The 9,028-nt window shown below is 39.0% G+C and carries 9 protein-coding genes; 2 read left to right on the top strand and 7 right to left on the bottom strand.

The features are described from left to right. Window positions 1–8 precede the first annotated feature (8 nt). The 3 genes from EDD61_RS13485 to EDD61_RS13475 form a co-directional block, all read right to left on the bottom strand. Window positions 9–1,790, bottom strand: coding sequence for an ABC transporter ATP-binding protein (locus tag EDD61_RS13485; RefSeq protein ID WP_117548085.1), 1,782 nt, complete (start codon window positions 1,788–1,790; stop codon window positions 9–11). Next, window positions 1,777–3,516 carry an ABC transporter ATP-binding protein gene (locus tag EDD61_RS13480; protein WP_008979211.1) on the bottom strand — a complete coding sequence of 580 codons (1,740 nt, stop codon included), beginning with the start codon at window positions 3,514–3,516 and terminating at the stop codon, window positions 1,777–1,779. The genes EDD61_RS13485 and EDD61_RS13480 overlap by 14 nt, the downstream gene beginning before the upstream one ends. A gap of 381 nt (window positions 3,517–3,897) precedes the next feature. Continuing rightward, entirely contained in the window at window positions 3,898–4,152 is a 255-nt protein-coding gene (locus EDD61_RS13475; RefSeq protein ID WP_243642732.1) for a sporulation initiation factor Spo0A C-terminal domain-containing protein, read from the bottom strand. Between the two features lie 354 nt (window positions 4,153–4,506). On the opposite strand from EDD61_RS13475, the gene EDD61_RS13470 reads away from it, so the two are divergent. Next, window positions 4,507–5,322, top strand: coding sequence for a MerR family transcriptional regulator (locus EDD61_RS13470; RefSeq protein WP_132225831.1), 816 nt, complete (start codon window positions 4,507–4,509; stop codon window positions 5,320–5,322). A 257-nt stretch (window positions 5,323–5,579) separates the two neighbouring features. Here the strand turns inward: EDD61_RS13470 and EDD61_RS13465 are convergent, their stop codons facing one another. The 4 genes from EDD61_RS13465 to EDD61_RS13450 are packed head-to-tail and all read right to left on the bottom strand — an operon-like array spanning window position 5,580 to window position 8,031. Further along, window positions 5,580–6,089 (bottom strand): HAD domain-containing protein, encoded by a 510-nt coding sequence (locus EDD61_RS13465; protein WP_243642731.1) that lies wholly within the window; start codon window positions 6,087–6,089, stop codon window positions 5,580–5,582. A 48-nt stretch (window positions 6,090–6,137) separates the two neighbouring features. Next, entirely contained in the window at window positions 6,138–6,794 is a 657-nt protein-coding gene (locus EDD61_RS13460) for an ABC-2 transporter permease (RefSeq protein WP_008686968.1), read from the bottom strand. A 1-nt stretch (window position 6,795) separates the two neighbouring features. After that, window positions 6,796–7,653 carry an ABC transporter ATP-binding protein gene (locus EDD61_RS13455; RefSeq protein ID WP_132225827.1) on the bottom strand — a complete coding sequence of 286 codons (858 nt, stop codon included), beginning with the start codon at window positions 7,651–7,653 and terminating at the stop codon, window positions 6,796–6,798. A 3-nt stretch (window positions 7,654–7,656) separates the two neighbouring features. Continuing rightward, window positions 7,657–8,031 carry a GntR family transcriptional regulator gene (locus EDD61_RS13450; protein WP_132225825.1) on the bottom strand — a complete coding sequence of 125 codons (375 nt, stop codon included), beginning with the start codon at window positions 8,029–8,031 and terminating at the stop codon, window positions 7,657–7,659. A gap of 127 nt (window positions 8,032–8,158) precedes the next feature. Between EDD61_RS13450 and EDD61_RS13445 the strand changes: the two genes are divergently transcribed. Beyond that, window positions 8,159–8,902: an SDR family oxidoreductase gene (locus EDD61_RS13445; RefSeq protein ID WP_008686963.1), complete on the top strand. Its 744-nt coding sequence runs from the start codon at window positions 8,159–8,161 to the stop codon at window positions 8,900–8,902. Window positions 8,903–9,028: the final 126 nt, after the last annotated feature.

Below are 9,028 nucleotides of genomic sequence, written 5' to 3'. Positions count from 1 at the left end.
CCTTTCTATTATTCCTGTTGAGCAAATTGTGCATTGTATAATTTCTCATAAAACCCTTGTTTTTTCATCAATTCCTCATGTGTTCCCTGTTCTACGATATCCCCATGTTGAATGACTAAAATCAAATCCGCATTGCGAATCGTACTTAAGCGATGGGCTATCACAAAGCTGGTTCTTCCCTTCATCACCTTGCGCATAGCATCCTGCAACATTTTTTCCAAACGGGTATCGACACTAGAAGTCGCTTCATCAAGAATTAATATCTTAGGGTCTTTTAAGATGGCTCTGGCAATCGTAAGAAGCTGTTTTTCACCTTGTGAGATATTATTCGCTTCTTCATTGATAATACTATGGTAACCATCTGGCAAGGTGCGAATAAAGTGGTGGACATTGGCCATTTTTGCCGCATCGATGATTTCATCCTTACGGGCATCTAAGCGACCATAACGGATATTATCATAAATAGATCCCTGAAATAACCAAGTATCCTGCAACACCATCCCAAATAAGGAACGTAATTCACCACGTTTCATATCACGAATATCCATACCATCAATCTGAATACTGCCGCCTTTTACATCATAAAAACGCAGCAGCAGATTGATCAAGGTTGTCTTACCGGCGCCGGTCGGACCGACAATGGCAACCATTTGCCCATGCTTCACTTGGATATTCAAATCCTGCATCAGTGTTTCTTCATGATAACCAAAGTTCACATGTGAGAAACAAACATCGCCGCGAATTGTTGACACATCTTTTGTCACAACTGCTTCTGGCACTTCTTCCTCTTCTTCTAAGATATCTAATACACGTCCGATGGCCGCAAATGCCGATTGCAATTGAGAAGATAAAGATGATACTTGAGATAAAGGATCATTTACCTGCCATATATAACGGATAAAGGCCTGTAATTCACCGGGATCAAAATGACCAGCCAAAGAACGCAAAGTTCCCATAATGGCGATCACACCAATCACAATATACGTAACCAAAGAGTTTAATGGTTGGATTGCACTGGACACAAATTGTGCCTTACAGGCATTGTTACGTAATTCTTCATTTAAACGTTTAAATTCATCAATCGATGCTTCCTGTCGATTGTATAAGAGGATTTCATTATAACCGGTATACATCTCGGTAATTGCCCCATTCAAATTCCCCAAAGCATTTTGTTGTGCCGCAAAACGTTTCTGCGAATGGCGGACAATCGTAATGGTGATAAGCAGCATCCCCGGTATGATCAATACTGCCGTACAAGCCATGACTACATTCAAACGAAACATCATAACAAGGGCTAATAAGATGGTTAACACACCGGAAATGATCTGTGAAAAGCTTTGTTGAAAAGCATTGGATATCGCATCTACATCATTGGTAATACGGCTTAAGATATCGCCATAATGATGAGAATCAAAATAGCGCACAGGCAATTTCCGTATCTTATTTTGCAAAGCATCACGTAAATCCTGCATAGCATTTTGGATGGCATTGGTCAAATAAATAACACTTAATGCCTGGCCAATCGTTTTAACAAGATAAACGCCTACTAAGGTTACCATGATGGAGAGGATGCGCTCAAAGCTTATCGCCACATGCTGTAGATCACTTGCTCGTTTCACATCGGCATATAACACTGAGGTAATATTTCCTTCAATAGAAGGGGCGATGACCATCGCTGCTGTGGATACGACAATCATGAGAATAGCAAAGAGGAAGGCCCTTTTATAGGGAGCCACAAAGGCTCCAATACCACGTAAGGAATCTAGGAATTTTCGTTTAGTCGTCTTCATATGCCAATTCCTCCTCACTTAGCTGTGATAAAGCAATTTCATGATAAATCGCACAGCTTTTTAATAATTCGCGATGCGTACCGATACCAACGACTTCTCCTTCATTCAGCACGACGATACGATCTGCATCCATGATGGAAGAAATACGCTGTGCCACGACCATGACAATAGCATCCCTTGTTTCCTTCTTTAATTCTTTCCGTAATGTTGCATCTGTCTTAAAATCAAGAGCGGAAAATGAATCATCAAAAATATAGATATCCGGTCTTCTGATTAATGCTCTGGCAATTGATAATCGCTGTTTCTGACCACCGGAGACATTGGTTGCCCCTTCACTGATTTCTTCCTTCAAACCATGTTCTTTTTCCATGATAAAATCATATGCCTGTGCTACTTTTATCGCATGAAGAATCTCTTCTTCACTGGCATCTGGCTTGCCAAAACAGATATTATCTTTGATGGTTCCGGAAAACAACATCGCTTTTTGCGGAATGACCCCTAATTTTGCACGCAAAGCAAACACATCATAATCCTTGACATCAACTCCATCGATACGAATCTGTCCCTCACTCACATCATAAAACCGTGGAATCAGATTAATCAACGTACTTTTACCACTTCCCGTACTCCCGATAAAGGCAATCGTCTCTCCCTTTTGGGCCGCAAAACTGACATGTTTTAAAACCGGCTCTTCTCCATCCGGATATACAAAGGTCACATCATCAAAGACAATGCTGCCTGCTTCATTGCCTTGGCAAACCCCCTGTTTGGGATTTTGTATCAAAGGCTTTGTCGTAAAGACTTCCGTAATACGTTTCGCACTTACCTCTGCTCTTGGATACATCATGAAAACCGTGCAAAACAGCATGATTGAGAACATGGCATGGAATAAATAATCCATGAACGCTACCAGTTGCCCGACTTGCAGATTACCATCCGCAATTAAAAGACTTGCCACATAGAAAATGCATAAGCCTGCAACATTCATCAGCATAAAGAAAATCGGTGAGGTCAACGACATCAGCTTAAATAGTTTTTTTGAATAACCGGTAAAGTCATGGTTACATGCATTAAAACGTTCTTGTTCATACCCATCGTTATCGAAACTGCGAATCACGCGAATACCACTCAGATTTTCCCGTGAAATCCGATTGAGTGTATCTAAAGAGCGCTGTTGCTTTTCACTGATTGGCTTAGAAATCTTAGCGACGATAAACACTCCGAAAATAATCAGTGGAATCGTTGCCGCAATAATACCGCTTAATGGTAATGATGCTCTAGCGGTCATGATAAAGCTGATAATAAACATCACCGGTGTCATAAGCGCTGTACGCAATAATACATTAACAAACATCTGAATCTGAAATGCATCATTGTTTGTTCTGGTGATCATACTGGATATTCCAAACTGATTAAATTCATGAGCCGTAAACTGTTGCGCTTTGCGAAAGATATCATTACGGATATCTCTTGTGATCGCCGTCGATATTCTTGCACAACAATAGCCTAAAAGAATTGTTCCGGCTACCCCCAGAATGGAAATTATCAGAATGACAAGTCCCATCTGATAGATATAATCTTGATCCTGCTGCATGACGCCGACATCGATCATTTGTGCGACGATTGTTGGTATTCCCAGTTCTACCAAGGCAAAGCCAAAGACTGATAATACATTGATAAAAAACAGTAGCTTATAGTTTTTTAAATAATGTAATATTAATTTCATGTCACCCCTTCTTTCCTTTATAAGCTTTATCATCATAAACTATAAGGTTACCTTATAGTCAAGTCTTTTTTCATGGATTCGCTCATCTTCTCTTCCTTTTTCATCATCCTCCTTCCTCTTGTTCATGCAATTTTCATCCGTTTTTTTCCTCTTATTCATCCTTCATTAGCATTGTTATCCTATAGGTTCGTTTCTTTCTTCATCTCTTTCCGAAAATAGCCGTTCAATTATTTTTCGAAAAAAAAGCAGTAAGCAAAGCCTCTTTCTTTCGTATACACCCTCTTGCGAAACCCCCCTATTTCTAGTATAATGGCAAACAAAAAGCAGCAATGCACTTACAATAGCGAAATAGTGCATCACTGCTGGTCTTTGTCTAGTATCTTACATATGCTTAATGTTTAAATAATCCACCAAAAGAGCAATAAACTCCTTGTTTGTAGGACGAGCTTTACGGCCGTCAATCGTGTTATGAAAAATACGCATGATTTCTTCCGTGTTGCCGCGTAGCCAAGTAATTTCAATAGCAGCACGGATCACGCGTTCTACGCTTTGCATAGAAGTTTGATGGCGCTCTGCAATTGTTGCGTATACACCATCCATCATATGGTCTAGCAATGAAGCATCATGATAAACCATATGTATAGCTTCCCTTACGTAATAAAAGCCTTTGACATGTGCAGCATTCCAATATCGCGAAGGACATCAGTAATTTCCATTATAATTGCTTTTTTTGTTTCTTTGATCATTCTATGTTTCCCCCTCGTATACGCTAGACAAAGACCAAAGTTACTATATGAATTTTAAGGTATAAATAAAAGTCGATATACGTCGATTATTGAAATTTCCAGAAAATCAATTTTTCATTATACATATACCGTAACTATCCCTATATCTGTAACTATTTATAGCCACTTTCGGGATATTGACGTCCTTTGACACTTATACTATCATATACAAAAGAGCGAAGTTCAGCGCGAATGGAGTAGAATTATGAAGAAAAAGAAGAACTATTTAACAGCCGGAGAATTTGCGAAAATCTGTGGAGTAGCCAAACATGTCTTATTTCATTATGATGAAATTCATCTGTTTCAACCGGCTTATAGAGATGAGCATGGCTATCGCTATTATTCGTATCATCAATATGACACCTTTTTGGTTATTACCAATCTGAAAAAGATGGGGATGTCTCTTTCGGCTATTCGAATCTATCTGAAACAACGTGATCCGCAAATGTTTTTACGTTTGTTAGATGAAAAATATGCGGATATTGATTCACAAATCGCACAGCTGGAAAGCATTAAGCGCATGATGAACTGGATGCAGCAAGCAACAACTTCGGCACTTGCACATCAGCATGATGAAATCGGTGTCGTCACATTGCCAAATGCCACTTTATTATGTAGTAAGGACATGGAAAACGCCACAGATCGCAGTTTCGCCAATTATATGGAAGAATATATTCACTTTGTGAAAGAGCATCATATCGCTGTTCAAGAAAGTGTCGGTACGATGGTCAGAATTGAAAATATCCGCAAACAGGATAACTTTAATTTTTCCTATCTCTATCAGATCGTTGCCGAATATGACCATCAACAATTAAAAAAACGCGCAAGGGGTAACTATTTATGTGGTTGGCATAAAGGCAGTTATCAATACATTCAGCAAACATATGATAAGATGCTGGCCTACGCAGATAATAAAGGATATGTGTTAGGTGAATTTGCCTATGAAGAATATCTGATTGCTGATATTGCACAGCGTGAAGAAGATGGCTATGTAACGAAAATATTATTGGAAATTCTATAACTTGTTAAATCATATTTTGTCTCATAGATGTTACACATCCCACCTAAGAAATAAACGAAAAAGCTACTGAATGTTTCCAGGAAAGGATCAGCAAACAAAACGCGCAAAAAAACAGCACATATTTTGTGCTGTCTTGATAACAAATAGTAAGCAGAGAATGCTAGTATCATCCTAAGCATTCCTATTCAATTGTTATATATAGAAAGATATCCTACTCGTATTATAGATAGTAAGCATTTTATCTCATGTATATGAACTTAATGTGATAAAACATTGAGTGCTTTCTGATAGCAGGCTTCATCAAAAAGATCCGGACAGGTGATGGCATGCTCATGAAATTCATTTTCCATATTTAAATCATCGACAACGATATACTGTGTAATATTGGGATGATCTTTTAGGTATGCTCGAATGGCCGGTGTTTTTAAAAAGCCATAGTCATTGCTTGTGCTATCAACAATGGCATTCTGCAATGCATAAAAGGCAAACAAGGCTTTTAACTGGGGCAGGGTATGCGAGAATTTCCAGGATGAGCTGATAACAATAACAGCATTGCTTTTCTGAATAAGCGTTTTTAGCAGCTGTATTGCACTATGAGCAAACCCATTCTGCGCACAGGCTAAATCATAATCCGATAAATCACGTATCGCTGCACATTGATAATGCTTCACTAGCTGTTCGCGGTCAAAACGAAATGTTGTATATGGGGAAATACGTTTACGACAGGGATATAATACACCATCGATATCAAGGAAGATCACCTTCATACGATCGCCTTCTTTCCCTTTCATTATAACACCAATACATCCATCCTTTTAAAACTCTTTTTGTTTCATAAGATGCATGGAAGATAGGGCACTGATCAACAGAATAAACAAAGCGCCAAGAAAGCTTACAGGCAATAGCCAGTCTTTGAAATCATGCAGGAAGATAAAGAAATTTTGGGGCAATATACCGCCAATATGCGAAATGACAAAACTACCCAAAAAGCCTAACAGCATGAAACAGATTATAATCAATACGCGTGCTTTCATAGAGCCGTATTTGATGATCATAGGCAGCATGATGGCATTTAAAAACAGCATTGCTATGGCAACTCCACAGCATTCAGCAAGAAATCCAGACAATTCAACCGTTTGAAAATGTTCTTGTGAAAACATTAAGATCAGTGCGCCTAAAACCATCGACAACAGCATACTGGCAAAGATGCAGACCAGTGCTAACACATATTTAGAAATCACCATATCTTTACGATTGATGGGGAGGGTCATCGCAAAGCTGTCAAAATTACTTTGTTCATCATAAGCAAAGGCGCTGATTGTCGCAAACATACCGATAAAAGCCGGCAGAAATTGTAGCATTCCTAAAGAATGTTGGCTATAGGATATAACAATCGCTAAGATCGGTAAAATCGTATAAATACGGAAAAGCGTTGCTAAATTATAAATATCCTTTAAAATTAATCCTTTCATGCTATTTTTCTCCTTTCACCATAAACACCAAAATATCTTCTAAACTTGCTGGATCCATAACGGCATTCGGATGCTGAAGCATCACACGCTGACGATCTTTTACCAACACATCAACAGCAAACGCATTCACGCGATAGGCAAGATAATCGTGATGATCCAATTTCATCAGCTCTTCCTTCGTACAATGCCAGATGCCATAAGTATCTAATAAGGCATCCTTTTCCGTACTCAATAACATTTTTCCTTCATGTAGAAAGGTAACATAGTCACAGCATTTTTCAATATCGGATGTAATATGACTGGAAATTAAAACGGCATGCTCTTCATCTTGAATAAAATCTAATAAGATATCTAAAATTTCTTCTCTGGCAACCGGATCAAGACCACTTGTCGCCTCATCCAGTAATAACAGCTGTGCTTGATGAGACAAGGCAATCGCTATTTGCAGCTTCATCTTCATGCCGCGCGAAAACTGTTTATTGCTTTTATCAAGCGGTAAACGAAATTCCTTTAGATAGTTGTGAAATGCTGTTGTATCCCATTGTTGATAAATGGATGACAGCACCTTATCCATCTGTTGGGGCGTCATGTTTTCGGGAAAGCTGGCTTCACTGAACACCGTACCAATCTTTTCTTTAATGTTTCGCTCATCTTCACTTAAGGATGAATGAAATATTTCCACTTGCCCTTCATCCACATGAATCATACCTAAAATGGCCTTTAACAATGTGGTTTTTCCTGCACCATTCTCGCCAATCAGTCCCATAATACAGCCCTTTGGTAAAGCTAATGTTATATCTTGCAGACAAAAACGTCCATAATTCTTTGTTACATGCTGCATTGATAGTATGTGTTCCATACGTTATTCCTCCTTGTATAGAAGTGTCATAATATCCAGCAGTTCTTCCAGTGTCATGCCATTCATTCTGGCTGTTTCACACGCTTTTTCTAAAAGTGCTTCGATCTGCCGATAACGTTCTTCACGAATCAATTCTTTATCTTTTCCTGCCACAAAGCTGCCTTTGCCAGTGATGGTTTCAATGAACCCTTCTTTTTCTAATTCCTCATAAGCACGCTTTGTTGTGATTACCGAAATACGAAGTTCCTTTGCTAGCGTTCGCATTGATGGAAGAGCGTCCCCTTCTTTCAAGACATCTGTCATGATCAGCTGCTTGATCTGTGCGACGATTTGTTGATAAATCGGTTTCCCACTGGAATTGCTGATGATGATATTCATAAACTACCTCCCGGGTGTCAATATTGTATATATTGACTATATACAATATAACACCGTGTATATCGTCTGTCAACAGGTATGAGAAAAAAAACCTTGCCCATACTAACACATGCAAGGAGGTTTGATCATGGATATGAATCTTTATGGAAAAGTAGCATTGGTGAGTGGCTGTTCCCAAGGCTTAGGCTATCATGCGGCACTTGCCTTAGCGAAACAAGGAGCAGATATCTTTGGCGTCAGTATCGGCGATGACAGTTCTCTGAAAAAAGCAATCGAGGCAACCGGTCGTAACTATCATTCTTTTACTATATCCTTAACAACACCAGGAGCTATCCATCAGGTGATGAAAGAGGCTTTAGCAGCCTATGGGCATATTGATATATTATTAAACTATGCGGCAATTTTAAAAAAAGAAGAAACTTTAGAACTAACCAAACTGGAATGGAACAGTGCTTATGATATTAATGTAAGTGCAGCCTTCTTTCTCTCCTTAGAAGTCATACGACAATTCCAAAAGCAAGGACATGGCGGAAAAATTATTAACGCCACCGGCATTTTGCCAAGACATACCTCAGCGTATTGTGCCTATGCCATCAGTAATGGTGCCATTGAGGCCATGACGCGTTATCTGGCAATGGAATTTGGCAAAGATCAGATACAGGTAAACGCCATTCAATATGGTTTCATGAGCTGTGGCAGTACGTTGCAGGGCGAAAAAGAAGAATGGGATACTTCTTTATTAACAGCAATCCCTATTGGCAGATGGGGAATGGATCAAGATAGCGATGGACTTGTTACTCTGTTGGCAAGTGATGCTTCTAATTATATCACAGGAGTCTGCATTCCAGTGGATGGCGGTTATTCCATATAACGCACTAATGAAAAATAGTTATGAAGAATAGAGAGGCTGTAACGAATAAGAAATAGCCTCACAAATAAAAATACGTCAAACTCATAAGAGAATGGCGTATTTTTTTGGTATAATTTAACTATGGAA

It is taken from the genome of Longicatena caecimuris (assembly GCF_004341945.1).
GTDB classification, from domain to species: domain Bacteria; phylum Bacillota_I; class Bacilli_A; order Erysipelotrichales; family Erysipelotrichaceae; genus Longicatena; species Longicatena caecimuris.
Note: the sequence above shows the minus strand (reverse complement) of the source record. Positions and strands in the feature narration are given on the sequence as shown.

Excerpts from the sequence above, each read along its gene's own strand:
- EDD61_RS13485 (WP_117548085.1), bottom strand. The coding sequence starts at position 1,790 with ATGAAGACGACTAAACGAAAATTCCTAGATTCCTTACGTGGTATTGGA.
- EDD61_RS13480 (WP_008979211.1), bottom strand. The coding sequence starts at position 3,516 with ATGAAATTAATATTACATTATTTAAAAAACTATAAGCTACTGTTTTTT.
- EDD61_RS13475 (WP_243642732.1), bottom strand. The coding sequence starts at position 4,152 with ATGGTTTATCATGATGCTTCATTGCTAGACCATATGATGGATGGTGTA.
- EDD61_RS13470 (WP_132225831.1), top strand. The coding sequence starts at position 4,507 with ATGAAGAAAAAGAAGAACTATTTAACAGCCGGAGAATTTGCGAAAATC.
- EDD61_RS13465 (WP_243642731.1), bottom strand. The coding sequence starts at position 6,089 with ATGAAGGTGATCTTCCTTGATATCGATGGTGTATTATATCCCTGTCGT.
- EDD61_RS13460 (WP_008686968.1), bottom strand. The coding sequence starts at position 6,794 with ATGAAAGGATTAATTTTAAAGGATATTTATAATTTAGCAACGCTTTTC.
- EDD61_RS13455 (WP_132225827.1), bottom strand. The coding sequence starts at position 7,653 with ATGGAACACATACTATCAATGCAGCATGTAACAAAGAATTATGGACGT.
- EDD61_RS13450 (WP_132225825.1), bottom strand. The coding sequence starts at position 8,031 with ATGAATATCATCATCAGCAATTCCAGTGGGAAACCGATTTATCAACAA.
- EDD61_RS13445 (WP_008686963.1), top strand. The coding sequence starts at position 8,159 with ATGGATATGAATCTTTATGGAAAAGTAGCATTGGTGAGTGGCTGTTCC.